22 protein-coding genes and 1 riboswitch are annotated in these 25147 nt (G+C 70.1%); of the genes, 21 read left to right on the forward strand and 1 reads right to left on the reverse strand.

Going from position 1 to position 25147, the window contains the following annotated elements; translation table 11 throughout:
- Nucleotides 1-22: 22 nt before the first annotated feature.
- From ABT114_RS00180 to ABT114_RS00250, 15 genes are all read left to right on the forward strand, one after another.
- Nucleotides 23-952, forward strand: a complete 930-nt coding sequence (locus tag ABT114_RS00180; protein ID WP_351136846.1) for an ABC transporter permease — start codon at nt 23-25, stop codon at nt 950-952.
- On the forward strand, nt 939-1724 hold the full coding sequence (locus ABT114_RS00185; RefSeq protein WP_502986341.1) for an ABC transporter ATP-binding protein: 786 nt from the start codon (nt 939-941) through the stop codon (nt 1722-1724). Before ABT114_RS00180 ends, ABT114_RS00185 begins: the two co-directional genes overlap by 14 nt.
- 360 nt (nt 1725-2084) lie before the next feature.
- Complete coding sequence (gene hpnC, locus ABT114_RS00190) at nt 2085-2987, forward strand: squalene synthase HpnC (RefSeq protein ID WP_351136850.1); 903 nt, start codon at nt 2085-2087, stop codon at nt 2985-2987.
- The gene (hpnD, locus tag ABT114_RS00195) at nt 2984-3934 is read left to right on the forward strand and encodes a presqualene diphosphate synthase HpnD (protein WP_351136852.1); all 951 of its coding nucleotides are present in this window, start codon (nt 2984-2986) and stop codon (nt 3932-3934) included. Before hpnC ends, hpnD begins: the two co-directional genes overlap by 4 nt.
- Before the next feature lie 35 nt (nt 3935-3969).
- A complete protein-coding gene (locus ABT114_RS00200) occupies nt 3970-4074 on the forward strand; it encodes a DUF6380 family protein (RefSeq protein ID WP_351136854.1) in 105 nt (34 codons plus the stop codon).
- Complete coding sequence (gene hpnE / locus ABT114_RS00205; RefSeq protein WP_351136856.1) at nt 4071-5495, forward strand: hydroxysqualene dehydroxylase HpnE; 1425 nt, start codon at nt 4071-4073, stop codon at nt 5493-5495. The genes ABT114_RS00200 and hpnE overlap by 4 nt, the downstream gene beginning before the upstream one ends.
- Nucleotides 5495-6625, forward strand: coding sequence for a polyprenyl synthetase family protein (locus ABT114_RS00210; RefSeq protein WP_351136858.1), 1131 nt, complete (start codon nt 5495-5497; stop codon nt 6623-6625). The genes hpnE and ABT114_RS00210 overlap by 1 nt, the downstream gene beginning before the upstream one ends.
- Nucleotides 6626-6741: 116 nt before the next feature.
- Nucleotides 6742-8733 carry a squalene--hopene cyclase gene (gene shc / locus ABT114_RS00215; RefSeq protein WP_351136860.1) on the forward strand — a complete coding sequence of 664 codons (1992 nt, stop codon included), beginning with the start codon at nt 6742-6744 and terminating at the stop codon, nt 8731-8733.
- Entirely contained in the window at nt 8733-9500 is a 768-nt protein-coding gene (locus ABT114_RS00220; RefSeq protein WP_351136862.1) for a phosphorylase family protein, read from the forward strand. The genes shc and ABT114_RS00220 overlap by 1 nt, the downstream gene beginning before the upstream one ends.
- A gap of 5 nt (nt 9501-9505) precedes the next feature.
- Entirely contained in the window at nt 9506-10528 is a 1023-nt protein-coding gene (hpnH, locus tag ABT114_RS00225; RefSeq protein WP_351136864.1) for an adenosyl-hopene transferase HpnH, read from the forward strand.
- Nucleotides 10529-10532: 4 nt separating this feature from the next.
- A complete protein-coding gene (gene ispG / locus ABT114_RS00230) occupies nt 10533-11690 on the forward strand; it encodes a flavodoxin-dependent (E)-4-hydroxy-3-methylbut-2-enyl-diphosphate synthase (protein ID WP_351136866.1) in 1158 nt (385 codons plus the stop codon).
- Between the two features lie 27 nt (nt 11691-11717).
- Nucleotides 11718-13601, forward strand: a complete 1884-nt coding sequence (gene dxs / locus ABT114_RS00235) for a 1-deoxy-D-xylulose-5-phosphate synthase (protein ID WP_351136868.1) — start codon at nt 11718-11720, stop codon at nt 13599-13601.
- Nucleotides 13598-14983, forward strand: coding sequence for an aspartate aminotransferase family protein (locus ABT114_RS00240; RefSeq protein WP_351136870.1), 1386 nt, complete (start codon nt 13598-13600; stop codon nt 14981-14983). Before dxs ends, ABT114_RS00240 begins: the two co-directional genes overlap by 4 nt.
- A 72-nt stretch (nt 14984-15055) precedes the next feature.
- Nucleotides 15056-15709 (forward strand): helix-turn-helix domain-containing protein, encoded by a 654-nt coding sequence (locus tag ABT114_RS00245; RefSeq protein ID WP_351136872.1) that lies wholly within the window; start codon nt 15056-15058, stop codon nt 15707-15709.
- On the forward strand, nt 15706-15828 hold the full coding sequence (locus ABT114_RS00250) for a DUF6126 family protein (RefSeq protein WP_351136874.1): 123 nt from the start codon (nt 15706-15708) through the stop codon (nt 15826-15828). Before ABT114_RS00245 ends, ABT114_RS00250 begins: the two co-directional genes overlap by 4 nt.
- A 55-nt stretch (nt 15829-15883) precedes the next feature.
- On the opposite strand, the gene ABT114_RS00255 is transcribed toward ABT114_RS00250, so the two are convergent.
- Entirely contained in the window at nt 15884-16681 is a 798-nt protein-coding gene (locus tag ABT114_RS00255; RefSeq protein WP_351136878.1) for a tyrosine-protein phosphatase, read from the reverse strand.
- A gap of 198 nt (nt 16682-16879) precedes the next feature.
- On the opposite strand from ABT114_RS00255, the gene ABT114_RS00260 reads away from it, so the two are divergent.
- From ABT114_RS00260 to ABT114_RS00285, 6 genes are all read left to right on the forward strand, one after another.
- A complete protein-coding gene (locus ABT114_RS00260; protein ID WP_351136880.1) occupies nt 16880-18952 on the forward strand; it encodes an alpha-galactosidase in 2073 nt (690 codons plus the stop codon).
- A gap of 303 nt (nt 18953-19255) precedes the next feature.
- Nucleotides 19256-19414, forward strand: a riboswitch (cyclic di-AMP (ydaO/yuaA leader).
- A gap of 4 nt (nt 19415-19418) precedes the next feature.
- A complete protein-coding gene (locus tag ABT114_RS00265; RefSeq protein WP_351136882.1) occupies nt 19419-20336 on the forward strand; it encodes a M23 family metallopeptidase in 918 nt (305 codons plus the stop codon).
- A gap of 198 nt (nt 20337-20534) precedes the next feature.
- On the forward strand, nt 20535-21605 hold the full coding sequence (locus ABT114_RS00270) for a GDSL-type esterase/lipase family protein (protein WP_351136884.1): 1071 nt from the start codon (nt 20535-20537) through the stop codon (nt 21603-21605).
- On the forward strand, nt 21605-23503 hold the full coding sequence (locus ABT114_RS00275; protein WP_351136886.1) for a rhamnogalacturonan lyase family protein: 1899 nt from the start codon (nt 21605-21607) through the stop codon (nt 23501-23503). Before ABT114_RS00270 ends, ABT114_RS00275 begins: the two co-directional genes overlap by 1 nt.
- On the forward strand, nt 23487-24200 hold the full coding sequence (locus ABT114_RS00280) for a DUF6250 domain-containing protein (protein WP_351136888.1): 714 nt from the start codon (nt 23487-23489) through the stop codon (nt 24198-24200). The genes ABT114_RS00275 and ABT114_RS00280 overlap by 17 nt, the downstream gene beginning before the upstream one ends.
- Before the next feature lie 145 nt (nt 24201-24345).
- On the forward strand, nt 24346-25131 hold the full coding sequence (locus tag ABT114_RS00285) for an SGNH/GDSL hydrolase family protein (protein WP_351138150.1): 786 nt from the start codon (nt 24346-24348) through the stop codon (nt 25129-25131).
- Nucleotides 25132-25147 lie beyond the last annotated feature (16 nt).

Genomic DNA, 25147 nt, shown 5'->3' on the forward strand with positions numbered 1-25147 from the left:
TCGAAGACGAAAGTTTCCACTTGTGAGTGAGACAAGCCATGACGGCGGAGTCGCGGTGAGCGCGGCTCCGTCGCCCGACGAGGGCCTCACGGCGGCGGGGCTCGCCGCGAAGTACGGGCTGGCCGTGAGCGGCGCCCGGCCTTCGCTCGGGGAGTACGTCCGCCAGCTGTGGGGACGCCGGCACTTCATCCTCGCCTTCTCGCAGGCGAAGCTGACCGCCCAGTACAGCCAGGCCAAGCTCGGCCAGCTCTGGCAGGTGGCCACACCGCTGCTGAACGCGGCCGTGTACTACTTCATCTTCGGTCTGATCCTCAAGGCCAGCCGGGGCCTGCCGATGGACGTGTACATCCCGTTCCTGGTCACGGGCGTGTTCGTCTTCACGTTCACGCAGAGCTCGGTGATGGCGGGCGTGCGCGCGATCTCCGGCAACCTCGGCCTGGTCCGCGCTCTGCACTTCCCGCGCGCCTCGCTGCCGATCTCCTTCGCCCTCCAGCAGCTCCAGCAGCTGCTGTACTCGATGCTCGTGCTGTTCATCGTGGCCATCGGCTTCGGCAGTTACCCGAGCCTGTCCTGGCTGCTGATCGTGCCGGTCCTCGCGCTGCAGTTCCTTTTCAACACCGGCCTCGCCCTGATCATGGCCCGGGCCGGTGCCAAGACCCCGGACCTGGCGCAGCTCATGCCGTTCGTGATGAGGACGTGGATGTATGCGTCCGGCGTGATGTTCTCCATCCCGGTCATGCTCGCCGACAAGCCGCAGTGGGTCGCCACCGTCCTGCAGTGGAACCCGGCGGCGATCTTCATGGATCTGATGCGCTTCGCCCTGATCGAGGACTACGGTTCCGAGAACCTCCCCGACCATGTCTGGGCGGCCGCGGGCGGCTGGGCGGCGCTGTTCGCCGTCGGCGGTTTCATCTACTTCTGGCAGGCGGAGGAGAGGTATGGCCGTGGCTGAGCAGTACGACGGCGACCAGGTCCCGACGGTCATCGCGGACGACGTCCACATCGTCTACCGCGTCAACGGCGCCAAGACCGGCAAGGGCAGCGCCACCGCCGCCCTCAGCCGCATCGTCAAGCGCGGCGAGGAGCGGGGCGTACGCAAGGTGCACGCCGTGCGGGGCGTCTCCTTCGTCGCCTACCGGGGCGAGGCCATCGGCCTGATCGGCTCCAACGGCTCCGGCAAGTCCACCCTGCTGCGGGCCATCGCAGGCCTGCTGCCGCCCGAGAAGGGCAGGGTCTACACCGACGGCCAGCCCTCCCTGCTCGGCGTCAACGCGGCCCTGATGAACGACCTCACGGGTGAGCGGAACGTCATATTGGGTGGGCTCGCCATGGGCATGTCCCGCGAGGAGATCAAGGAGCGCTACCAGGGGATCGTCGACTTCTCCGGCATCAACGAGAAGGGCGACTTCATCACCCTGCCGATGCGCACCTACTCCTCCGGTATGGCGGCCCGTCTGCGCTTCTCCATCGCCGCCGCCAAGGACCACGACGTCCTGATGATCGACGAGGCGCTGGCCACCGGAGACCGCAAGTTCCAGATCCGCTCCGAGGAGCGCATCCGGGAGCTGCGCAAGGAGGCCGGCACGGTGTTTCTGGTCAGTCACAGCAACAAGTCCATCCGCGACACCTGCAACCGCGTGCTGTGGCTGGAGCGCGGCGAGCTCCGCATGGACGGACCGACCGACGAGGTCCTCAAGGAGTACGAGAAGTTCACGGGCAAGTAGCCCGAAACGCCCGGGGCCCCGCCGGAACTGTTCCGGCGGGGCCCCGCGTCTGCAAAGGAAACGTCAACTCCGGCTCGGCTTAGGAATCTTGACGCCAATCGGTGTGTTGTTGTGATCTGCAGGAGACCCCCCGGAACCTCCCCGCGTTGTACAACGTAAGCTGTACAGGTCCCGAAACACGGCAAGTGGGGCGATAATGCGCGACACCCTCTCTCAGGGCAGCCGCGCGGACGGCCGGGCGGCGTGTCCGAAATAGTGTGCATTGGGTCAGCGGTGTAGAACGGGAGATGTGACGGCAATGGCTACGGAAACTCCCCAGCTCAGCGCAGCATGTGCCGTCCCCGCCCAGGGCAGTCCGCGGTGACGGGAACCGGCACGGCCCACGCCGGTGATCCGGAGCGCGGCACGCTCGACAAGTCCGCGGGTGAGAACTTCCCCGTGGCCCCCTTCTTCCTCCCCAGGGCCTGGCGCACCGACCTCATGGCCGTCTACGGCTTCGCCCGCCTCGTCGACGACATCGGCGACGGCGACCTGGCCCCCGGCGGCGCGGACGCCCGCCTGCTCGGCGTGTCGCCGGCGGCGGCCGAGGACCGGCTCGTCCTGCTGGACGCCTTCGAGGCCGACCTCCACCGGGTCTTCGACGGGACCCCGCGCCACCCCCTGTTGCGCCGCCTCCAGCCGACCGTCCGCCGCTGCTCGATGACCCCCGAGCCGTTTCTCGGTCTGATCGCCGCCAACCGCCAGGACCAGCTCGTCCAGCGGTACGAGACCTACGACGACCTCCTGGCGTACTGCGAGCTGTCCGCCAACCCCGTCGGCCGCCTCGTCCTCGCCGTCACCGGCACCTCGACCCCCGAGCGGATCCGCCTCTCCGACGCGATCTGCACGGCGCTCCAGATCGTCGAACACCTCCAGGACGTGGCCGAGGACCTCGGCCGCGACCGCATCTACCTGCCTGCCGCGGACATGAAGCGCTTTCACGTCCAGGAAGCGGATCTCGCCACGGCCACCGCGGGCGCATCGGTGCGCGCACTGATCGCGTACGAAGCACAACGCGCCCGTGAACTCCTGAATGAAGGCGCCCCTCTCGTGGGTAGCGTCCACGGCAGATTGAAGTTGCTGCTCGCGGGGTTCGTGGCGGGGGGAAGGGCGGCGATCCACGCGATCGCCGCCGCCGAATACGACGTACTTCCCGGCCCGCCCAAGCCCGGCAAGCTCCAGTTGCTGCGCGAGGTGGGCGTGACTCTGCGAGGAAAGGGGTGATCCGGACCGTGGAGTCGGAACAACACGTGTCCGCACCGGTACTCGCCGCCTACAGCTACTGCGAGGCCGTGACCGGACAGCAGGCCCGTAACTTCGCGTACGGCATCAGGCTGCTGCCCACGCCCAAGCGGCGTGCGATGTCGGCGCTGTACGCGTTCTCGCGCCGTGTCGACGACATCGGCGACGGTGCGCTGGCCGACGACGTCAAGGTCGCCAGGCTCGAGGACACCCGGGCGCTGCTGACCCGGATCCGTGAGGGCGGGGTCGACGAGGACGACACCGACCCGGTCGCCGTCGCCCTCACGCACGCCGCCGAGGTCTTCCCGATCCCGCTGAGCGGCCTGGACGAGCTGATCGACGGCGTGCAGATGGACGTTCGCGGTGAGACCTACGAGACCTGGGACGATCTGAAGGTCTACTGCCGGTGTGTGGCCGGCGCCATCGGGCGGCTCTCGCTCGGGGTGTTCGGTACCGAACAGGGGACGCGCGGTGCCGAGCGCGCGCCGGAGTATGCCGACACGCTCGGTCTCGCGCTCCAGCTCACCAACATCCTCAGAGACGTCCGCGAGGACGCCGAGGGCGGCCGCACCTATCTGCCCGCCGACGACCTCGCGAAATTCGGCTGCTCGGCCGGGTTCGACGGGCCGACACCACCGGAGGGCTCCGACTTCGCGGGCCTCGTGCACTTCGAAGTGCGACGGGCCCGCGCCCTTTTCGCCGAGGGCTACCGGCTGCTCCCCATGCTCGACCGGCGCAGCGGCGCCTGTGTCGCCGCCATGGCCGGCATCTACCGGCGCCTGCTCGACCGCATCGAGCGCGACCCGGAGGCCGTGCTGCGTGGCCGGGTCTCGCTGCCCGGACGGGAGAAGGCCTACGTCGCCGTGCGCGGACTGTCCGGACTCGACGCCCGGCATGTGTCCCGGCGGACCGTCAGGAGGCGTACCTGATGGACAATGTGGGCCAAGGTGATTCCACCGGAGAAATGCGGCACGCAACCCTCCGGTCGGGGGCGGCGTCCCTGACTGCGACGGCCTGCGGTGCACTGCTGGAGCAGCACGGCGGGTCCGCAGGGGAGGGTGCACGATGAGCGACGCACAGCAGCCCGGCCTGCCCGCGGACAGCACGGGAACGGCCAGGCGGGACGCCGTCGTGGTCGGCGGCGGGCTGGCCGGCATCACCACCGCGCTCGCGCTCGCCGACGCCGGCGTGCGCGTCACCCTGGTCGAGGGCCGGCCCAGACTCGGTGGCCTGGCCTTCTCCTTCCAGCGCGGCGAACTGACCGTCGACAACGGACAGCACGTGTACCTGCGCTGCTGCACCGCGTACCGCTGGTTCCTCGACCGCATCGAGGGGGCCGAGCTGGCGCCGCTGCAGGATCGTCTCGACGTGCCCGTACTCGACGTGGACCGGCCCGCGGGCCGGCGCCTGGGCAGGTTGCGACGCGACGCGCTGCCGGTGCCCCTGCATCTGGGGCGCAGCCTGGCGACATATCCGCATCTCTCGCTCGCCGAGCGCGCCAGAGTCGGACGTGCCGCGCTCGCGCTCAAGGGGCTCGACCTCGCCGACCCGGCCCTGGACACCCAGGACTTCGGCAGCTGGCTGGCCGCGCACGGTCAGTCGGCGCGTGCCGTCGAGGCACTGTGGGACCTGGTGGGGGTCGCCACCCTCAACGCGGTGGCCGGGGACGCCTCCCTCGGACTCGCCGCGATGGTGTTCAAGACCGGTCTGCTGTCCGACCCGGGCGCGGCCGACATCGGCTGGGCGCATGTCCCGCTGGGCGAACTGCATGACCGCCTGGCCCGCAAGGCGCTCGACTCCGCGGGCGTGCGTACCGAAGTCCGTACACGCGTCACCTCCGTCTCTGAAAACGAAAACGGGCGGTGGAGCGTTCAGGTTCCCGGCGAAACGCTGGAAGCCGACGCGGTCGTGCTCGCCGTACCGCAGCGCGAGACGTACGACCTGCTGCCGGACGGCGCCCTCGAGGCCCCCGGACAACTGCTGGAGATCGGCACCGCGCCGATCCTCAACATCCATGTCCTGTACGACCGCAAGGTGCTCGACAAGCCCTTCTTCGCGGCCCTCGGCACCCCGGTGCAGTGGGTCTTCGACCGCACGGCGGCCTCCGGACTGCGAGAGGGCCAGTACCTCGCCCTCTCTCAGTCGGCCGCGCAGGACGAGATCGACGAGCCCGTCGCCGCCCTGCGCGAGCGCTATCTGCCCGAACTTCAGCGGCTGCTGCCCGGCACCCGGGGAGCGCAAGTGCGGGACTTCTTCGTGACCCGGGAGCGCACAGCGACGTTCGCCCCCACCCCCGGCGTCGGGCGGCTGCGTCCCGGCGCCCGCACCAAAGCCCCCGGCCTCTACTTGGCCGGCGCGTGGACCGCCACAGGGTGGCCCGCGACCATGGAGAGTGCGGTCCGCAGCGGTGTGAGCGCGGCGGACGCCGCCCTCAGTGCCCTGGGCCGGCCCCGCCCCCACCACCTCTTCGCTTTCGAGGAGGCAGCCTGATGCTCGATCAGCACGGCCCGGCAGGCCCCCGCACCCCTGGCACCGCAACAAGAGGAGAAACTGTGCCCACTGTGCCCCCGGCCTCGACGGCTGCCGACGCGGTGGACGTGACCGCGCTCCTGGAGCGCGGCCGGACCCTGGCCACACCGGTGCTGCGAGCGGCCGTCGACCGCCTGGCACCTCCCATGGACACCGTTTCCGCCTACCACTTCGGCTGGATCGACGCCGAGGGCAACCCCACGTCCGGCGACGGCGGCAAGGCCGTACGCCCCGCGCTCGCCGTGCTCTCCGCCGAGGTCACCGGGGCCGCGCCCGAGGTAGGCATCCCCGGTGCGGTCGCCGTCGAACTGGTCCACAACTTCTCGCTCCTGCACGACGACCTGATGGACGGCGACGAACAGCGCCGCCACCGCGACACCGTCTGGAAGGTGCACGGCCCCGCCCAGGCGATCCTCGTCGGCGACGCTCTGTTCGCCCTCGCCAACGAGGTCCTGCTGGAGCTCGGCACCGTCGAGGCCGGCCGGGCCACCCGCCGTCTCACCACCGCCACCCGCGCCCTGATCGACGGTCAGGCGCAGGACATCTCCTACGAGCACCGCGACCGCGTCAGCGTCGAGGAGTGCCTGGAGATGGAGGGCAACAAGACCGGCGCCCTGCTGGCCTGCGCCAGCTCCATCGGCGCCGTGCTCGGCGGCGCGGACGACCGCACCGCCGACACCCTGGAGAAGTACGGCTACCACCTCGGCCTGGCCTTTCAGGCCGTCGACGACCTCCTCGGCATCTGGGGCGACCCGGAGGCCACCGGCAAGCAGACCTGGAGCGACCTGCGCCAGCGCAAGAAGTCCCTGCCGGTCGTGGCAGCGCTCGCGGCGGGCGGTACCGCCTCCGAGCGGCTCGGCGAGATCCTCGCCGCCGACGCCAAGAGCAGCGACTTCGCGACCTTCTCCGAGGAGGAGTTCGCGGCCCGTGCCGCCCTCATCGAGGAGGCGGGCGGCCGCGAGTGGACCGCCCAGGAGGCGCGCCGGCAGCACACCATCGCCATCGAAGCCCTGAACGCCATCGACATGCCCGAGCAGGTACGGGCCCGGTTCACGGCGCTCGCCGACTTCGTCGTCGTACGAAAGAGATGATCACTATCGGTCGAACAGCCCTCGCGTAGTCGCCGGCCGGTGGCGCGAGTATTCGCGCACCGGTCGACGGCGGACCCACAGCAGCACGACTCGAACGACTGCACGAAGGGGAAGCCATGACAGCGACGACCGACGGAAGCACCGGGGCCCTCCCGCCCCGCGCTGCCGCGGCCACCGAAACCGACATCACCACCCCCGCGGCGGCCGGGGTACAAGAAGCCGCCGCACGCGCGGTGCAGCGCTCCACCGACTTCCTGCTCTCCCGACAGGACGCGGAAGGCTGGTGGAAGGGCGACCTCGAGACGAACGTCACGATGGACGCCGAGGACCTGCTGCTGCGTCAGTTCCTGGGCATCGGCGACGAGGTGACGACCCGGGGGGCCGGACTCTTCATCCGCGGCGAGCAGCGCGAGGACGGCACCTGGGCCACCTTCTACGGCGGCCCGGGCGAACTCTCCACCACCATCGAGGCGTATGTCGCCCTCCGGCTGGCCGGCGACGCCCCGGACGAACCGCACATGGCGAGGGCGTCGGCCTGGATCCGTGAGCAGGGCGGCATCGCCGCCGCCCGCGTCTTCACCCGGATCTGGCTGGCCCTGTTCGGCTGGTGGAAGTGGGAGGACCTGCCCGAACTCCCGCCGGAACTCATCTACTTCCCCAAGTGGATGCCGCTCAACATCTATGACTTCGGGTGCTGGGCCCGGCAGACCATCGTCCCGCTGACGATCGTCTCCGCGAAGCGCCCGGTGCGCCCCGCGCCCTTCCCGCTCGACGAGCTGCACACCGACCCGGCCCACCCCAACCCGCCCAAGCCCCTGGCGCCGGTGGCGAGTTGGGACGGAGCCTTTCAGCGGATCGACAAGGCCATGCACGCGCTGCGCAAGGTCGCACCGCGCAGGCTGCGCAGGGCGGCCGTGAACTCGGCGGCCCGCTGGATCATCGAGCGTCAGGAGAACGACGGCTGCTGGGGCGGCATCCAGCCGCCGGCCGTGTACTCGGTCATCGCGCTGTACCTGCTCGGCTACGATCTCGAACACCCTGTGATGCGCGCGGGCCTTCAGTCGCTGGACCGTTTCGCCGTATGGCGCGAGGACGGCGCCCGGATGATCGAGGCCTGCCAGTCGCCGGTGTGGGACACCTGCCTGGCGGCCATCGCGCTCGCCGACGCGGGACTCCCCGCCGACCACCCGCAACTCGTCAAGGCCGCCGACTGGATGCTCGGCGAGCAGATCGTGCGGCCCGGCGACTGGTCGGTCAAACGGCCCGGACTCCCGCCGGGCGGCTGGGCGTTCGAGTTCCACAACGACAACTACCCCGACATCGACGACACCGCCGAGGTCGTCCTCGCGCTGCGCCGCATCAGGCACCACGACCCCGAGCGCGTCGAGAAGGCGATCGGACGCGGGGTGCGCTGGAACCTCGGCATGCAGTCGAAGAACGGCGCGTGGGGGGCCTTCGACGTCGACAACACCAGCCCGTTCCCCAACCGGCTGCCGTTCTGCGACTTCGGTGAGGTCATCGATCCGCCGTCCGCCGACGTCACCGCGCACGTCGTCGAGATGCTCGCGGTCGAGGGCATGTCCCACGACCCGCGCACCCGGCGCGGCATCGAGTGGCTGCTCGCCGAACAGGAGCCGGACGGCTCGTGGTTCGGGCGCTGGGGCGTCAACTACGTGTACGGCACCGGTTCGGTGGTGCCCGCCCTGACCGCCGCCGGACTCCCCGCCTCGCATCCGGCGATCCGCCGGGCCGTGGTCTGGCTGGAGTCGGTCCAGAACGACGACGGCGGCTGGGGCGAGGACCTGCGCTCCTACCAGGACAGCAAGAAGTGGAGCGGCAAGGGCGCCTCCACCGCCTCGCAGACCGCGTGGGCGCTGCTCGCGCTGCTCGCGGCGGGGGAGCGCAACTCCAAGGCCGTGGAGCGCGCCGTCGAGTGGCTCGCGACCACCCAGCGGGCGGACGGTTCCTGGGACGAGCCGTACTTCACCGGCACCGGCTTCCCCTGGGACTTCTCCATCAACTACCACCTCTACCGGCAGGTCTTCCCGCTCACCGCGCTCGGCCGGTACGTGCACGGGGAGCCCTTCTCCGGGGCCGAGGGGGGCTGATGAGCGCCAAGCCCGCCCCGGCCCCGCTGCTGATCGCCTGCGCGCTCGGCATCGAGCACCTCGCCCTGCGCATGAGTGACCGCAGCGTGAGGCGGAGGGGCGCGCCGGGGTCGAGAGTGGGGGAGCGCGCAGGCCCCGACGAAGGAGGGGCTGAGCACGGTCGGGCTCTCGACCCCGGCTTTCGGCGCCCCGGAGCCGAACCGAACAAGTGGGGCGCGGGCGGGACGGTCACCGTCCTGCGTACGGGCATGGGGCCCAGGGCGGCCGAACGCGCGGTCGCCCGGGTCCTGGCCGACCCGTCGCTCGCCGAGGCCGCCGTGCTGGCCACCGGCTTCTGCGCGGGGCTCGCCCCGGGGATGCACCCCGGTGACCTGGTGGTCGCCGAGGAGACCCGGGACCCGCGCGGAAACGTCCCGTGCATCAGGACCGACCTGCTCGTCAAGGAACTCGTACGTACCCTGCCCGGGCGCACCGTCCACACCGGGCCACTCCTCGGCTCCGACCACGTCGTGCGTGGACCGGAGAGGTCCGAACTGCTCGCGACCGGCGCGATCGCGGTCGACATGGAGTCGGCCGCCACGCTCCTGAGCGCCGTGCGGGTGGGCGAGCGCCCGGTTGCGGCCGTAAGGGTGGTCGTGGACGCTCCTGAACATGAACTCGTCCGGATCGGCACGGTGCGCGGTGGAATATCAGCTTTCCGCGTCCTTCGTTCCGTACTTCCCGCTTTTTTCGAATGGCACCGTTCTTCGCTGCTCCCCTGGAGGTGAGCCAGATGGCCATGCCGCTGCGTCAGTCCATCAAGGTTGCTACATACTTGGCTGAACAAAAGCTCCGCAAGCGGGACAAGTTTCCCCTCATTGTGGAACTGGAACCGCTCTTCGCATGCAACCTGAAGTGCGAGGGCTGCGGCAAGATCCAGCACCCGGCAGGCGTGCTCAAGCAGCGCATGCCGGTCGCTCAGGCCGTCGGGGCGGTGCTCGAATCAGGTGCGCCCATGGTGTCCATCGCCGGCGGCGAACCCTTGATGCACCCCCAGATCGACGAGATCGCACGCCAGCTGGTGGCCAGGAAGAAATACGTCTTCCTCTGCACCAATGCCATGTTGCTGCGCAAGAAGATGGACAAGTTCAAGCCCTCTCCCTACTTCGCCTTCGCCGTGCACATCGACGGGCTGCGTGAGCGGCACGACGAGTCCGTTGCGAAGGAGGGCGTGTTCGACGAGGCCGTGGAGGCCATCAAGGAGGCCAAGCGGCGCGGCTTCCGGGTGACCACCAACTCGACCTTCTTCAACACCGACACCCCGCAGACCATCATCGAGGTGCTCAACTTCCTCAACGACGACCTGAAGGTCGACGAGATGATGATCTCGCCCGCCTACGCCTACGAGAAGGCGCCCGACCAGGAGCACTTCCTGGGCGTGGAGCAGACCCGTGAGCTGTTCAAGAAGGCCTTCGCGGGCGGCAACCGCAAGAAGTGGCGACTCAACCACTCACCGCTGTTCCTCGACTTCCTCGAGGGCAAGGTCGACTTCCCGTGCACCGCGTGGGCGATCCCGAACTACTCGCTGTTCGGCTGGCAGCGCCCCTGCTACCTGATGAGCGACGGGTACGTGCCGACGTACCGCGAGCTGATCGAGGACACCGACTGGGACAAGTACGGCCGCGGCAAGGACCCGCGCTGCGCCAACTGCATGGCGCACTGCGGCTACGAGCCCACCGCCGTCCTCGCCACCATGGGATCCCTGAAGGAGTCGCTGCGCGCCATGCGCGAGACGGTCTCCGGAAACCGCGAGTGACGTCATGACGGCCGTCTCCTTGGGCGTTCCCGAGGTACCGGCCCGGCCGATCGCCGAGCGGCGTCTGTCGCGGCAGATCCAGGTCGGGCCGGTGGCCGTCGGGGGCGGGGCCCCTGTGTCGGTGCAGTCGATGACGACGACGCGTACGTCGGACATCGGCGCCACCTTGCAGCAGATCGCGGAGCTCACCGCGTCCGGCTGTCAGATCGTCCGGGTCGCCTGCCCCACGCAGGACGACGCGGACGCGCTCGCGACCATCGCCCGTAAGTCGCAGATCCCGGTGATCGCGGACATCCACTTCCAGCCGAAGTACGTCTTCGCGGCGATCGAGGCCGGGTGCGCGGCGGTGCGTGTGAACCCCGGCAACATCAAGCAGTTCGACGACAAGGTGAAGGAGATCGCGCGGGCCGCCAAGGAGCACGGCACGCCGATCCGGATCGGCGTCAACGCCGGTTCGCTGGACCGGCGCCTGCTCCAGAAGTACGGCAGGGCGACTCCCGAGGCCCTGGTCGAGTCGGCACTGTGGGAGGCGTCGCTGTTCGAGGAGCACGACTTCCGGGACATCAAGATCTCCGTCAAGCACAACGACCCGGTCGTGATGGTCGAGGCGTACCGGCAGCTGGCGGCGCAGTGCGACTATCCGCTGCACCTGGGCGTGACGGAGGCGGGCCCGGCCTTCCAGGGCACGATCAAGTCCGCGGTGGCCTTCGGCGCGCTGTTGTCGCAGGGCGTGGGCGACACGATCCGGGTGTCGCTGAGCGCGCCGCCCGCCGAGGAGGTCAAGGTCGGCATCCAGATCCTGGAGTCCCTGGGCCTGCGGCAGCGGCGGCTGGAGATCGTCTCCTGTCCGTCCTGCGGCCGTGCCCAGGTCGACGTCTACAAGCTGGCCGACGAGGTCACCGCGGGTCTGGAGGGCATGCAGGTTCCGTTGCGCGTCGCGGTCATGGGGTGCGTGGTGAACGGCCCCGGCGAGGCGCGGGAAGCGGATCTGGGGGTCGCCTCCGGCAACGGCAAGGGGCAGATCTTCGTCAAGGGCGAGGTCATCAAGACCGTCCCCGAGTCGAAGATCGTGGAGACCCTCATCGAGGAGGCGATGAAGATCGCCGAGCAGATGGAACAGGACGGCGTCGCGGCAGGGGAGCCGGCCGTCACCGTGAGCTGAACAGCACCAACCGAAGGGGGCTCGAGCGTGACGATTCTGGAGAGCATCCGGGGACCACGCGACCTGAAGGCGCTGTCCGAGGCGGAACTCGGCGAACTTTCCGAAGAGATAAGGGAATTCCTGGTGCACGCGGTCGCCAGGACCGGTGGACACCTCGGGCCCAACCTGGGAGTGGTGGAACTGTCCGTCGCGCTCCACCGGGTCTTCGAGTCACCGGTGGACCGCATCGTCTGGGACACCGGCCATCAGAGCTACGTACACAAGCTGCTGACAGGACGTCAGGACTTCTCCAAGCTGCGCAGCAAGGGCGGCCTCTCCGGCTATCCGTCGCGTGAGGAGTCCGAGCACGACATCGTCGAGAACAGCCACGCCTCCACCGCGCTCGGCTGGGCGGACGGCCTTGCCAAGGCCCGCCAGGTGCAGGGGGAGCAGGGCCACGTCGTCGCGGTCATCGGCGACGGGGCGCTCACCGGCGGTATGGCCTGGGAGGCGCTGAACAACATCGCGGCCGCCAGGGACCGACCGCTGATCATCGTCGTCAACGACAACGAACGCTCCTACGCCCCGACCATAGGCGGCCTCGCCAACCACCTGGCGACCCTGCGCACGACCGACGGCTACGAGAAGGCCCTGGCCTGGGGGAAGGACGTACTGCTGCGGACCCCGGTGGTCGGGCACACGCTCTACGAGTCGCTGCACGGCGCGAAGAAGGGCTTCAAGGACGCGTTCGCGCCGCAGGGCATGTTCGAGGACCTGGGGCTGAAGTACGTCGGACCGATCGACGGGCACGACCTCAGGGCCGTCGAGTCCGCGCTGCGCCGCGCCAAGCGCTTCCACGGGCCGGTCCTCGTCCACTGCCTCACCGAGAAGGGGCGCGGCTACGAACCCGCCCTTGCTCACGAGGAGGACCACTTCCACACCGTCGGCGTGATGGACCCGCTCACCTGCGAGCCGCTCACGCCGTCCGGCGGGCCGTCCTGGACCTCGGTGTTCGGCGACGAGATCGTCAGGATCGGCGAGGAGCGGGACGACGTCGTGGCGATCACCGCGGCCATGCTGCACCCGGTGGGCCTCGGTAAGTTCGCCGCCCGCTTCCCGGACCGGGTGTGGGACGTCGGCATCGCCGAGCAGCACGCGGCCGTCTCGGCGGCCGGCCTGGCGACCGGCGGGCTGCACCCGGTCGTCGCCGTCTACGCCACCTTCCTCAACCGTGCCTTCGACCAGGTGCTCATGGACGTGGCCCTGCACAAGTGCGGCGTGACCTTCGTGCTGGACCGGGCCGGTGTCACCGGCGTCGACGGCGCCTCGCACAACGGCATGTGGGACATGTCCGTCCTCCAGGTCGTCCCGGGCCTCAGGATCGCCGCGCCGCGCGACGCCGACCAGTTGCGCGCCCAGCTGCGCGAGGCCGTCGCCGTGGACGACGCGCCGACACTGGTCCGCTTCCCGAAGGAGTCGGTGGGCCCGGAGATCCCGGCGATCGGTCATGTGGGCGGCATCGACGTCCTGCACCGCGGCCCGGACACGCCCGAGGTGCTGCTGGTGGCCGTCGGTGTCATGGCGCCGGTCTGCCTCCAGGCCGCCGAGCTGCTCGAAGCCCGCGGCATCGGCTGCACCGTGGTCGACCCCCGTTGGGTCAAGCCCGTCGACCCGGCGCTCCCGGGCCTCGCCGCCGAGCACCGTCTGGTGGCCGTCGTCGAGGACAACAGCCGTGCGGCCGGGGTCGGTGCCGCGGTCGCGCTGGCACTGGGCGACGCCGAGGTGGACGTACCGGTACGGCGGTTCGGCATCCCGGAGCAGTTCCTCGCGCACGCCAAGCGCGGCGAGGTGCTCGCCGACATCGGCCTCACGCCGGTCGAGATCGCCGGACGGATCAGCGCAAGCCTGGCAGTCAAGGAGAAACCCGAATGACCGAGGAGTTCGACCTCGCCGCGCTGCTGGCCGAGCGCGGAGCCGAGCGCTACGAGCTGCACACCAAGCACCTCAACCACCAGCTCCCGCGCATGCTGCACACCATCGGCTTCGACAAGGTCTACGTGCGGGCCGAGGGCGCGTACTTCTGGGACGCGGACGGCGACGACTACCTGGACATGCTCGCCGGGTTCGGGGTGATGGGCCTGGGGCGCCACCACCCCGTCGTCCGCAAGGCGCTGCACGACGTCCTCGACGCCGGCCTCGCCGACCTCACCCGCTTCGACTGTCAGCCGCTGCCCGGGCTGCTGGCCGAGAAGCTGCTCGCGCACAGCCCGCACCTGGACCGGGTGTTCTTCGGCAACAGCGGTACGGAGGCGGTCGAGACCGCGCTGAAGTTCGCCCGGTACGCCACCGGCAGGCCGCGGATCCTGTACTGCGACCACGCCTTCCACGGGCTGACCACCGGCTCGCTGTCCGTGAACGGCGAGTCCGGCTTCCGGGACGGCTTCGCGCCCCTGCTGCCCGACACGGCCGTTCCGCTCGGCGATCTCGAGGCCCTGGCCCGGGAGCTGAAGAAGGGGGACGTGGCGGCCCTCGTCGTCGAGCCGATCCAGGGCAAGGGTGTGCACGAGGCGCCGCCCGGCTATCTGCGCGCCGCCCAGGAGCTGCTGCACCGGCACAAGGCGCTGCTCATCGCGGACGAGGTGCAGACGGGTCTGGGCCGGACCGGCGACTTCTACGCCTACCAGCACGAGGACGGCGTCGAGCCGGACCTGGTGTGCGTGGCCAAGGCGCTCTCCGGCGGCTATGTGCCGGTGGGCGCCACGCTCGGCAAGGACTGGATCTTCAAGAAGGTCTACTCGTCGATGGACCGGGTGCTGGTCCACTCGGCGAGCTTCGGATCCAACGCCCAGGCGATGGCCGCCGGACTCGCCGTGCTGTCGGTCATGGAGAACGAGCGGATCGTCGCCAACGCCCGCGCCACCGGGGAGCAGCTGAGGTCCCGGCTCGCCGCGCTGACCGACAAGTACGAGCTGCTCGCCGACGTCCGCGGCCGGGGCCTGATGATCGGCATCGAGTTCGGCAAGCCGAAGTCGCTGAAGCTGCGCAGCCGCTGGACCATGCTCCAGGCCGCGCGCAAGGGGCTGTTCGCACAGATGGTGGTCGTCCCGCTGCTCCAGCGGCACCGGATCCTCACCCAGGTCTCCGGGGACCACCTCGAGGTGATCAAGCTGATCCCGCCGCTGGTCATCGGCGAGCGGGAGGTGGACCGGTTCGTCGACGCCTTCACCGAGGTGATGGACGACGCCCACAGCGGGGGCGGTCTGATGTGGGACTTCAGCAAGACGCTGATCAAGCAGGCGGTCGCCAACCGTTAGAGTTCCGAATCGCGCCTTGCCTCTGAGGCAAGAGATTTGCCGAGGAGGCAAGGCTGGGGCTCAATGGAGTGCATGAGCTCCCCTGAAGCCGGGCCCGGTCCGGTGACCGGGCCGACCGCAGAGCCGACGGCCGGGCCGGCCGAGACCCTGCCCGCCGTCGCGCCGCAGCTGCGCGCCCTGCGCCGCCGGGCCGCCCTGACCCTGGAGGCCGCGGCCCGCGCCGCCGGGCTGTCGCCCGCCCACCTCTCCCGTCTGGAGACCGGGCGGCGCCAGCCCTCGCTGCCGATGCTGCTCGCGCTCGCCCGTATCTACGGTACGACCGTCTCGGAACTGCTCGGTGAGACCGTCGCCGACCGGGACGCCGTCGTACGCGCCGGTGACATGGAGCCGACCGCGGCGGGCGGCTGGACGTACTGGCAGGCAGGTTCGCCCGGGCGCGGGATGCAGGCCCTGCGCGTGCACGTCCCGTACGGCTCCCAGGGCGACATCGTGCGCGTGCATCCCGGCGAGGAGTGGCTCTACGTCCTCACCGGGCGGTTGCGGCTGCGTCTGGGCGACGCCACGCACCTGCTGGGGCCGGGCGACAGCGCGCACTTCGACTCGCTGACCCCGCACCGCATCGCCGCACAGGACCCCGACGGGGTCGAGCTGCTGTTCGTCCACACCCTGCTGCAGAGCCCGACGGCCACGCTGTGCCTCGGCCCCACCACTGGAGAGACGCCATGAGCAACATGGAGGAGAAGTTCCCCCGGACTCTCTGGATCCGGCTGATCATCTACCTCGCCGTGGGGCACGTCCTCGCCGCCTTCATCTGGCTGCTCTTCGAGGTCGGGGCCAACCAGTAGGCAGCCCAGCGGCAGGCCTCGGGCAGCGGTGCGTCGTGCGGTGACGCGGCAGGCCTCAGTCGAGCAGCCGGTCGCGCAGCCGTTCCCGGGTCTGCGGTGCCAGCCGGAGCCCCTGCTCCAGGTAGGCGTCGACGCCGCCCCAGGTCTCCTCGATGGTCTCGACGGCCGCCGTCAGGTACTCCGCCCGCGCGTCGAACAGGGGGCCGAGCAGCTCCATGACCTCGGGGGAGTAGCCCGCCGAGGACGAGCCGCTGCGACGCACCTTGTAGCGGCGGTGCTTGGCGTTGGACTCCAGATAGTCGGCGAGGATCGCCTCGCGTTCCACGCCCACGGCGAGCAGCGTCACGGCTATGGACAGGCCGGCCCGGTCCTTGCCCGCCGCGCAGTGCATCAGGGCGGGAACGCTGTCCTCGGCCAGCGAGTGCAGCACCCGGGAGTGCTCGTCCGTGCGCTCCTTGACGATCGTGCGGTAGGACGTGATCATCCGGTGCGCGGCCTTGCCCTCGCCGAGGATCGCGCGCAGCTGGTCGATCTCGCCGTCGCGGACCATCTTCCAGAACTCGGAGCCGTCCGCCGGGTCCGACAGCGGCAGGTTCACATTGCGCACGCCGGGCAGCTCGACGTCCGGGCCCTCCAGCTTCTGGTCCGCCGCGTTGCGGAAGTCGAAGATCGTGTGCAGCCCCAGGGAGGACAGGAACGCCGCGTCCTCGTCGGTCGCGTGCGCGAGGTGGCCGCTGCGGAACAGCACGCCGTGCCGCACCCGCCGCCCGTCGACGGTCGGCAGTCCGCCCACGTCACGGAAGTTGCGTACTCCGGCCAGCTCGGGTTCGGTCGACGGGACCTGCTGCGTCAAGGGGGCTCCTCCCACTTGCCCCGCCGACGCGGCTCGGCGGGTGGCCGACGGGGATCCGCTGTTGACGATACGACATGGATTCCTGGGGCAACGAGTTGTCCACAGACGTTGCCCGGAAGGCCCCGGGCCGTTGATGATGTTGGGGCTTGACCGCTCCTGTTCACACCTGTTCGTACCTGTTCGAAACTGTGAGGCCTCATGCTGGAGATCGCGGAAAACGGCCGTACGTGGCTGCTGTCGGGACCGCTGAGCAGCTACGCCGTCCACCTCACCGGGGACGACGAGCTCCTGCACCTGCACTGGGGCCCCAGAATCGCACTCGCCGACGCGGAAGCCCTCGCGGCCCGCCCGTTGCCGGACCGCTCGTCCTTCGAGTCCCCGCTCGACGGACGTGAGGAGTACCCGGTCGAGGGCGGCCCCCGTTTCGTCCGGCCCGCCCTGTCCGTGCGTACCGACGAGCGGAGGGGCACCGAGTGGGGCTTCGAGGCGTACGAGGCCGAGGGGGACGAGCTGCGCCTGCGGTTCCGTGACGCCGGGGCGGCCGTCACGCTGCACTACCGGATGCGTGACGACGTGGTCGAGCGCTGGGTGACCCTGGACAACCAGGGGCCCGCGCCCCTGGAGCTGCTGCGCGCCGACTCCGCCACCTGGACCCTGCCCGACCGCGACGGCTGGCGCCTGTCCCAGCTGCACGGCCGCTGGGCCGCCGAGTCCCGGCTGACGCAGTCGTACCTCACCTACGGTGAGAAGGTCATCGGCAGCCGTCGCGGCCACACCGGACACCAGCACCTGCCCTGGGTCGCGCTCGACACCGACGCCACCGAGGAGCGCGGCGAGGTCTACGGCTGCGCGCTCGGCTGGTCGGGATCCTGGCGGATCGCCGTGGCGCAACTCCCCGACGCGCGCGTGCAGATCACCGGCGGCGCCGGGCACGACGACTCGGGCCTGCTGCGGCTGGCGGCGGGGGAGTCCTTCACCACCCCCGTGTTCGCCGGACTGTGGAGCGACGGCGGTTTCGGTGGCGCGAGCCGCGCCTGGCACGCCTACCAGCGGACGTACGTCATCCCGGAGGCGGACCGGGACCGGCCCGTGCTCTTCAACTCCTGGGAGGCCACGCAGTTCGACATCTCCGAGGAGCAACAGCGAGCCCTCGCCCGGCGGGCCGCAGCGATCGGCGTCGAGCTGTTCGTGGTCGACGACGGCTGGTTCGGCGCACGCACCGGCGAGCGGGCCGGGCTCGGCGACTGGACGCCCAACCCCGACCGCTTCCCGGCCGGCCTCAAGCCTCTCGCCGACGACGTGCACGCGCTCGGCATGCAGTTCGGCATCTGGGTCGAGCCCGAGATGGTCAATCCGGACAGTGACCTGTACCGGGCGCACCCCGACTGGGTGCAGTACCAGACGGGACGAAAGCGGACGGAACTCCGTCATCAGCTCGTGCTGAACCTCGCGCGCGAGGACGTCCAGGAGTACCTCTGGGAGCGGCTCGACACGCTGCTGACCAGCGCCCCGATCGACTACGTGAAGTGGGACTTCAACCGCTCCTTCACCGACGCCGGCTGGCCCGGCGAGGCGTATCCGCAGCGGCTGTGGGTCGACCATGTGCACGCCTTGTACGCCCTGTTGGACCGGCTCCGGGCGGCCCACCCCGGCGTCGCCTTCGAGTCCTGCTCGGGCGGCGGCGGCCGGATCGACCTCGGGATCATGAGCCGTACGGACCAGGTGTGGACCTCCGACAACACCGATCCGCTCGACCGGCTTTCCATCCAGCACGGTTTCAGTCAGGTCCACCCCGCGCGGGTCATGGCCGCCTGGGTCACCGACAGCCCCAACGTCCAGCTCAACGGCCGGGTGAGCTCGCTGCGGTTCCGGTTCGTGAGCGCCATGGCCGGGGTGCTCGGCGTCGGCGGAGACCTCACCCGATGGACCGAGGAGGAGCTCGCCGAGGCGCGGGACTGGGTCGGCCTCTACAAGGAGATCCGGCCGCTGGTGCAGCACGGCGACCTCTACCGGCTGCGGCCCCCGCAGGGCGGACTGAGCGCCGTGCAGTACGTCCGCGGGGACGAGGCCGTCGTCCTCGCCTGCCTCCAGGCGCAGCGGTACGGCGAGCCCGTGCCGGCGCTGCGGCTGCGGGGCCTCGACCCGACGGCGTCGTACGAATGCCGCGAAACGGGCGAAGTTCACCGGGGTGCGGTGCTGCTGCACCACGGGTTGCGCACAGGGCTGCACGGCGACCTCGATGCGACGGTTATCCGCCTGCGCCGCATCTGAGTGATCTGTCCGAATTGCAGCCTTCATTCCAACTCGCTCTGGAATAAAGGAAGCTGAAGAAAGGGTGCGTGAGGAGCGTCATATCGGTGACCGTATGTCGCTCATCATGCTCACGTAATTCATGTGCCTTTTCAGTGAATTGAAGAAGGGGAGTAGAGGGAATTCACGGAGGGTGACCGGGAAATCCCGTAACGGATCAAGTAAAACGGGCAGATCCGGAACAGGCCGCTTGTCCGGTTGCGTCTTGCTCGCTTACGTTCCACACCGATCCGGGCGGACGCCTAATCCTGCCGCCGCCCGGTGCCCGCACACTCACCCGTGCACGGCAGGAGCGGGGGACCCACAGGCACGACCGCCTGTTCCGGTCTCCGGAACGGCTTGGGGTACAGCCACGCCGCGAGCGTGGCCGGGCATCTCCAGCCCGCACCCGACAGCTCACCTCGCAGGCGCCGGAGAGGAATTCGCCATGCCCGCGAAGGGTAAGCACCGCCGTCCCAAGAACCGGCGCTTCACTCGCTCGATCGCCGTCGCCGGAACCGGCGGCGCGGCGCTCGCCCTCCCGCTCATGGGGGCCACCGGTGCGCACGCGGCGCAGTCGGTTTCCGAAAAGGCCGTGCAGTCCGTTCCGGTGACCGGGAAGAAGGCCGTCACGAAGAGCGCGGGTGCCCGGACCTACACGGTGCGGACCGGCGACTGCCTGTCGAAGATCGCCGATGAGCAGAACGTCAGCGGTGGCTGGCACAAGCTCTACGAGGACAACCGTGTGGCCGTCGGCGGCAACCCGTCGCTGATCCACCCCGGGCTGAAGCTCAGCCTCGGCAAGAAGGCCGCCGCGAGCACCGGCACCGAGTCCGGCGCCGAGACCTCCGCGTCGAAGTCCGCCTCGCCGAAGTCCGCCGTCTCGGACGCCTCCGCGGTGAAGTCGACCAGCGCGCAGGCCGTCGACGCCACGAGCGCCACCAGCACCTCCATCAGTGGCGGCTACGCCCTCCCGGTCGCCGGTGCCACGATCGGCACCGCCTACCACGTGGCGGGCAGCATGTGGTCCAGCGGGTACCACACCGGCGTCGACTTCGTCGTCCCGACCGGCACCTCGCTCAAGGCCGTGGGCGCGGGCACCGTGGTCTCGGCGGGCTGGGGCGGCGCGTACGGCAACCAGGTCGTCATCAAGCTCGCCGACGGCTACTACGCGCAGTACGGCCACCTGTCCCAGCTCTCCGTCTCGGCCGGCCAGACCGTGACCGCGGGGCAGCAGGTCGGCCTCTCGGGTGCGACCGGCAACGTGACCGGCCCGCATCTGCACTTCGAGATCCGGACCACGCCGGACTACGGCTCGGACGTCGACCCGGTCGCCTACCTCCGTTCGCACGGCGTCGCCGTCTGACGCCTGCTCCCCGCTCCGCTGAAGGCCGGACCCCGATCCCCGGGGTCCGGCCTTCAGTATGTTCGATTTTGCGCGTTCATGATCACTGTGTTGCGATCTTGTGGCAGGGGTGTCCAGGGTCTCGACAGTGGCGGCAGGGTGGGACCAAAGTGATCTCCGTAGCGATGCAAGCGCTTTCTATTTCCTTCGGAGGTCCCCGTGCCCAGCGTCGGCCGACGCACCTGCCTGAGCGTGGCGCTGGCCGCGGGGATCCTCCTGGGGGCCACTGCGCCCGTCTTCGCGTCCGTAGCTCCGAATGTCGTACGCCCCGACGACCGGCGGCTCGCCTACGAGGGCCACTGGAGCCGGTCCGCCGGGGCGGCCGTCACTGTCAACTCCGGCTCGCGGCTCCGGTTCCGCTTCACCGGCGGGAGCGCGCACGCCCTGTTCGACATCGCGTCGATCACCGTGCCGGCTCAGATCTACGTGTCGGTCGATGGCGGCCCGAAGCAGTTGCGGGCCGTGGACCAGAGCGACGTGGAGATCACGGCCGACGGCCGCGGGGTCCACATCGTCGAGATCTCCGTGAAGGACGTCTTCTCCCGCGTCAACCGATGGACTCCGCCGTTGGAGACGGGCGTCGCACTGACCGGGCTGCGGCTGGAGCGAGGCGGGCACCTGCTGCCCCAACTCCGTGCGCCGAAAAGTACGGTGGCCTTCTACGGCGACTCCATCACCCAGGGCGTGATGGCGCTGTGTGAGGCCAACACCTCCGACTGCGCCGACGGCACCGTCGCCTACCCGACCCTCGTCGCCGACGCCCTGCACGCCTCGCTCACCCAGGTCGGCTTCGGCCGGCAGGGGGTTCTCCAGACCGGCAACGGGGGAGTGCCGGCGGCCGGGGACGCCTACGGCTGGAACTACGCCGGCTCCCCGGCGGATCCGGACCGGAACGCCGATGTGATCGTCGTCAACCAGGGCACCAACGACACCGCGTTCGGCGCGGACGCCTTCCGCCCCGCCTACCGCGCCTACCTCGAACAACTCCGCGCCGCCGCACCGCACGCCCGCATCCTCGCGCTGCGCCCCTTCAACGGCGCGCACGCCGACGACATCGCGGCCGTGGTCGGTGAACTCGCCGGCACCGACACCGGCATCGAGTTCGTCGACACGACCGACTGGCTCTCGGCGGCGGACGGGGACTTCAACGGGACCGTCCATCCGAGCGCCCAGGGCCACCGCAAGGTGGCCGACCGGCTGATCGCCCTTCTCGCAAAGGAGCAGCACTAGTGCACCCCGACCGACGTCGAAGAATCGGCGCCGTCACCGCCGCGGCCCTGCTGGCCGGGCTGTTCTCCGCGCCCGCCGGACATGCCGCCGAGCCGCCGCGCCGGATCGTGGAGAACCTCGACCGCGGCCTGGTCGCCGTACCGTCCGGCGAGGGGACGTTCCTCAGCTGGCGGCTCCTCGGCACCGAGTACGCGCGGTACGGCAACGACATCGCCTTCAACGTGTACAAGAACGGGCGGCGGCTGAATCGTGCGCCGGTCACCAAGTCGACGACGTACCAGGACGACAGTCCCGGGGCGGGCGCATACACCGTGCGCGCCGTCGTCAACGGGCATGAACAGAAGGCGAGTCGCGCCGCCCTCGACTTCGCGGACGGCTACGCCGAGATTCCCCTCGCGGCGGCCGACGGTTACACCGTGCAGCACGCCTGGCCGGGCGACCTCGACGGCGACGGGCGGTACGAGCTGGTCGTCAGCCGGCTGTCCACGGACCGCTCCGGGACCGACCTTCTGGAGGCCTACACCCTCACCGGCGAGCGGCTGTGGCGCGTCGACCTGGGGCCGAACTCACTCGCCCAGGCCGCAGGCAACGGCGCCAACGACCCGGCGCCGGCCGCGATTTCCGGGTCCACGGCCATCGGCGGCTACCGCAACGACGACAACGTCACCGTGTACGACCTCGACGGCGACGGGCGGGCCGAGGTGCTGGTGCACACCGCCGACGGCACCACGTTCGCGGACGGCGCGCAGGTCACCGCGGCCTCGCCCGCGAACCAGTTCGTCTCCGTGATCGACGGCGCGACCGGCACCGAGCGCACCCGGCAGCCCGTGCCCGACGACTTCGTCGCCGACGGCCCCGCGGGCGGCCACTTCGGCATCGCCTACCTCGACGGCGTCCACCCCAGCCTGGTGACCAAGCTGGTCACCCGCGTCGGCGCCAAGCGCGGCGCCTTCCGCATCCTCTTCCAGACCTGGGACTTCGACGGCACCGACCTGAACCTCCGTTGGAAGTACGTCGTCCCCGCGACCAGCGGCGCCACCAGCTTCCACCAGATCCGTACCGTCGACGTCGACCAGGACGGCAAGGACGAGATCGCCGACGGCAACTACGTCGTCAACAGCGACGGCACCCTGCGCTACGTCGTCGACGGCGCCGGACACGGCGACCGCTTCGACATCGCCGACCTCGACCCCGACCGGCCCGGACTGGAGGGCTTCGCCATCCAGCAGTCGGAGCTGGGCGTCGTATCGAAGTTCCCCTGGTACTACTACGACGCCGACACCGGCGAGCGCCTGGTCACCGGCGTGCACCCGGCGAACCCGACCAGCGACGCCGACCTCGACGTCGGCCGCGGCAGCGCCGCCGACATCGACCCGAACCACCCGGGCTACGAGTACTGGACCTCCACCGCCGACGTCACCCGGCCCGGCGCGGGCGTCTTCAACGTCCAGGACGGCAAGGTTTCCACGACCACGCCCAGCGTCAACTTCCGCATCTGGTGGGACGGCGACAAAGCCTCCGAACTCCTCGACTACACGCATGTCGAGAAGTGGGACCCGGCCACCGAGACCAGCACGAAGCTCTTCGATCCGGCCGGAGTCGTCTCCGGCGCGCGCAACGCCACCCCGTTCTACGGCGACCTCCTCGGCGACTGGCGTGAGGAGATCCTCGCCGAGACGGCCGACCACACCGCCCTGCGCATCTACACCACCACCGAGCCGACGAAAACCCGCATCTACACGCTCGCCCAGAACCCCGAGTACCGCCTCGGCTGGACCGTGCGCGGCTATCTGCAGTCGACGTACACGGACTACTACCTCGGCACCGAGACCCGCAGGATCCCGAGGCCGGCCATCACCACTGAAGAAGGAGCCCTTTCCCGTGACGACCACGCGTAGAGCCTTCGGCGCCCTGGCCGCCGGCGCCGCCCTGGCGGCCCTCGCCCCCGCGGGGACCGCGAGTGCCGCACCCAGGCACCGCCGCCTCATCGCCCACGACGACTTCCGCCACGGCCTCGGCCAGTGGGTCACCGAACTCCAGGACGGCGGCACCGTCACCGCCTCCCGCGGCGTCCTGGAGATCGACGTGCCCAGCGGCGCGTCGGTCTGGTTCAAGCAACGCCTCGAAGGCCCGTACGCCATCGAGTACACCGCCACACCGGTGTCGGAGGGCGGCGTCAACGACCGCGTCTCGGACCTCAACAACTTCTGGAACGCCACCGACGTCCGCTCCCCGGACGACCTCTTCGCCACGCAGCGCGGCGGGGCGCTGGCCGAGTACGACTACCTCACGACGTACTACGCCGGCTACGGCGCCAACACCAACACCACGACCCGCCTGCGCCGCTACGTCGGTGAGGCGGGGGTGCGTCCGCTGATCTACGACTACACCGAGCCGCTGCTCACCGCGAACGAGCCGAACCACGTCCGCATCGTCTCCGACGGCTCGACGGTCCGGTGGTGGAACAACGGGCAGCTCGTCTTCGACTACACCGACCCGGAGCCGTACACGAGCGGTCACTTCGCCTTCCGGACCACGTGGAGCCACTTCCGCATCCGCGACTTCCGGGTGTGGGCATTGCCTCGACGCCGCTGACCACGCCCTTATTCCCTGATTGGGAAAGTCTTTAAGAGTGGCTTATCTCACCGCCCGTCAACCCCTTCCTACGGTCGCGTAGGTCACATTCGAAGGTGAATCATGGGTCGACGTGGCAGACGATTCGAAGAGTGACAGCAGATCAGTGATCGGGTCGTACGTGGCGGTGGGGGACAGCTTCACCGAGGGTGTCGGCGACCCCGGTCCCGACGGGGCGTTCGTCGGCTGGGCCGACCGGTTCGCGGTACTGCTCGCGGACCGACGGCCCGAGGGTGACTTCAAGTACGCGAACCTCGCGGTACGCGGCAAGCTGCTCGACCAGATCGTGGCCGACCAGCTTCCGCAGGCCGTCGAACTCGCCCCGGAGATGGTCTCCTTCTGCGCGGGCGGCAACGACATCCTGCGGCCCGGGACGGATCCCGACGAGGTGGCCGAGCGGTTCGAGCGCGCGATCGCCGCGCTGGCCGCCGTGTCGGGCACGGTCATGGTGACGACCGGCTTCGACACCCGTGGCGTTCCCCTGCTCAAGCACCTGCGCGGCAAGATCGCGACCTACAACGGGCATGTCCGGGCCATCGCGGACCGGTACGGCTGTCCGGTGCTCGACCTGTGGTCCCTGAAGTCCATCCAGGACCGCCGGGCCTGGGACGGCGACCGGCTCCATCTCTCGCCCGAGGGGCACACGCGCGTGGCGCTGCGCGCGGGACAGGCCCTCGGCCTGGACGTGCCGGCCGACCCGGAGCAGCCCTGGCCGACGCTCCCGCCGCGCGGCACCCTCGAGGTGCGGCGCGACGACGTCCACTGGGCGCGCGAGTACCTGGTCCCGTGGATCGGCCGCCGACTGCGCGGGGAGTCCTCGGGCGACCACGTGACCGCCAAGGGCAAACTGTCCCCGGACGACATCAAGGAGCGGATCGCGGCCGTGGCCTGACGGGCGGCGACGCATG

It is taken from the genome of Streptomyces sp. NPDC002088 (assembly GCF_040296605.1).
In the GTDB taxonomy this organism is placed as follows: Bacteria; Actinomycetota; Actinomycetes; order Streptomycetales; family Streptomycetaceae; genus Streptomyces.